Origin of the sequence: Novosphingobium sp. KN65.2 (assembly GCF_001368935.1) — a bacterium.
GTDB classification, from domain to species: Bacteria; Pseudomonadota; Alphaproteobacteria; order Sphingomonadales; family Sphingomonadaceae; genus Novosphingobium; species Novosphingobium mathurense.
In genome coordinates this window covers 1-2,651 of sequence record NZ_CCBH010000037.1, presented here as the reverse complement: position 1 = coordinate 2,651, position 2,651 = coordinate 1, and the positions used below count along the sequence as shown (strand labels likewise).

At 59.1% G+C, this 2,651-nt stretch carries 4 protein-coding genes; all 4 read left to right on the top strand.

Annotated features, from left to right (window positions below):
- Positions 1 to 109: 109 nt before the first annotated feature.
- Complete coding sequence (locus SPHV1_RS01270) at positions 110 to 1,066, top strand: hypothetical protein (RefSeq protein ID WP_054944316.1); 957 nt, start codon at positions 110 to 112, stop codon at positions 1,064 to 1,066.
- 101 nt (positions 1,067 to 1,167) lie between these two features.
- Positions 1,168 to 1,896, top strand: coding sequence for a hypothetical protein (locus tag SPHV1_RS01265; RefSeq protein ID WP_156367190.1), 729 nt, complete (start codon positions 1,168 to 1,170; stop codon positions 1,894 to 1,896).
- Positions 1,897 to 2,021: 125 nt separating this feature from the next.
- Complete coding sequence (locus tag SPHV1_RS01260) at positions 2,022 to 2,222, top strand: hypothetical protein (RefSeq protein WP_156367189.1); 201 nt, start codon at positions 2,022 to 2,024, stop codon at positions 2,220 to 2,222.
- Positions 2,223 to 2,234: 12 nt separating this feature from the next.
- Positions 2,235 to 2,504, top strand: coding sequence for a hypothetical protein (locus SPHV1_RS01255; protein WP_054944313.1), 270 nt, complete (start codon positions 2,235 to 2,237; stop codon positions 2,502 to 2,504).
- Positions 2,505 to 2,651: the final 147 nt, after the last annotated feature.

Sequence of the window (2,651 nt, the reverse complement as noted above, 5' to 3'; positions counted from 1 at the left end):
GGGACCAGCAAGAGCATCGCGGCCGGGGATGTCCTCAAGATTGTCGCGCCGGGCACAGCCGATGCCACTGCCGCCGACATGGCATTTACGATTATTGGAGTGCGCTGACATGACCAAGTTCTTTGGCGGCAACTCGCTTGCGGCGTTCGCGCGAACCAATGCACTTTTTGTCGATGGCAATACGACCTCGGGACGTTTCGACAGCGCATACGTGGCAAACTGCCTCTACTGTCCCTCGGGAGGCGCTAATAATACGATTGATACCCCGGAATTTACGGTTGCGGCCACCGGCGAATTCTATCTGCGCTTTGATGCGTATCCGGGGTGGAGTTCAGGATATACGCCAGTCACGCTGCGCAACGGTTCTACTCCCGTCGTGCGTGTCTACATGGCTGGGGCAACGCCTCGCGTTGATTATTGGAACGGATCAACTTGGGTAACGCTGTTTACCACTGCATCTGGCGCCAACAATGTGCTTAACACCTATGTTCTTCATGTGACGATTGGGGGCTTTGCGGAGCTCCTACGTGGGGGCGCTTCACTTGGAAGCAGCTCCGATACGTGGACGGGTGCGCAGTCTCAAATCACGAACTTCCAGCTCTCCCCGGCCAACGGTAACAGCTACTACTCGCAGATCATGGCAGCGGACTACGATATCCGTGACAGCCACCTTATCGTTCCGGCACTTAATGGCGACAGTGCGGCGAATACTTCCGGCACGGGCGGCTATGGAACGGTTGGCGAAGCCGTCCTTGACGATACAACTTCGGTGAAGCTCACCGCATCAGGAAACAAGCGCGGCCAGACGTTCGCCGATATTTCGGTGCCATCCGGTTATATCATAGGCGCTATGGTGGTCAGCGCCAGGGCGCGTGTTTCAGGCTCCATCACAGACGGCAAACTCGGCGTTAGAGGATCAAGCGGCACAAACTCATCGAGCAGTGCCCTCGGTTGCACCGGAGGCTACGAACCGCGCCAAGCCATCTTCGAAACCGATCCAGATACCGCGACGGAATTTACGCAATCCGGCTTCAACGCATCTGAGATCTACGAAGAAGCCGCCTAATGGCTGGTCCTTCATTTCTCGGCAACGGAAGCCGCGCCGCATCGGCGGGTGCTACAAGCATTGCGCCATCGAAGCCGTCGGCGGCGACGGGCACCAATGGCGTGCTCATCGCCTCGGTGGCCTCGAAGAACAATGCCATCCATTCGTGCGCAGACGGTGACTGGACGAAGCTCGCGCAGGTCGACAGCGGCGCGAGCTTCACAACCTCGCTATGGATCGCGAAGGAAAATGCCGCAGCCCCGACGTTCACCTGGTCGGGCTCGGTTGCCTGTTCCGCCGTCATCGGGTTTTTTGGCGACCCCTATGCGGCGGTTGAGGTTTCGGTTTCGACATCGTCGAATGCGACGGGAACTGGCACCCCGCATACCAGCCCCTCGATCAACACCACGCAAGACGACATCCTCGCCGTCTACTTCGACCAGACCGCTTCAACGGGGCTTTTGAACCAGCCTTCCGGTTGGACGCGTGATGCCTTTCTCGGCTCCTCGACCGATGGCGGCAGCGTGTCCTTCGGTCACAAGTCTGTCGCCAGCTCAGGAAGTGCAACCGGAGCTATCAGCGCTGCACATTCAGGTGCAGGCGAATGGGTCCAGTTCCAGATCGAGCTAAGAAGCCTGCTACCGTCCGGTGATGTAGCGGAAATTTCCAAGGCAGAAGCCGCGGCATGGGTAGAGCCCGACGACGGCGCCAGCTTCTCGAAAGTGAGTATTGGGGCCTGGATCGACGCGCCGAACGAGGCCAGTTTCAGCAAGGTCGATGTCGCCGGGTGGCTTGATTATGTGGGCGTCGCGTCAACTAGCCGGCGCCGCCAAGCGTGCGTGGTCAACTGATGACCTGCTTCCACCCCTCAAGCGCCTCGCACTGCAAACTCAGCAATTAATATTTTGAATCACGGGCTTGCAACTAATCGGCTGCGTGAATCAGCAAATTTTTACGCAACTGCATGGGGGCAACTTTGATCGACGAACGTACGAAGCATATCGGCGATGCCGTGGCAATGGCAGGCGGGGGGCTCGGCACCCTCGCTCAATGGGCGGACTTCGCCGGGCAGGTGACACCGATCCTGTCCATGGCGTTCGTCGGACTTTCAATCCTGTGGCTGTTCTGGCGAATGGTCGACCGTGTTCGGTTCGGCCCTGTCAGACGTGATGACTAGGGGGTAACCTTGATGAAGAACCTTATCACCGAATGGCGCGCCTGGTGGAAGCTCCACAGCGTCAAGCTCGCTGCCCTCATGGGCATCCTGACCGGCATCATCACCGAGAACCAGACGCTTGTGTTGGGCATCATCGGCATGATCCCGACTGACCCACTCCTGCGCGCTGCCTTCGCGGTCGGCGCGGGCGCACTCGTATTCCTCGTTCCGACGATCGCGCGCCTCTGGCCGCAGGACATCACCATCTCGAAGGAGAAGGCCGATGGCGACCAATCTGCCTAAGAAGTCGATCTCGGCCGCGATTGCCGCCGCGCTCGCTATTGCAACGCCTTTCGTCGCCGGATGGGAGGGCAAGCGCAACGATCCTTACCGCGACATCGTGGGAATCTGGACCGTCTGCTACGGCGAAACGAAGGTCGAGATGCGCCG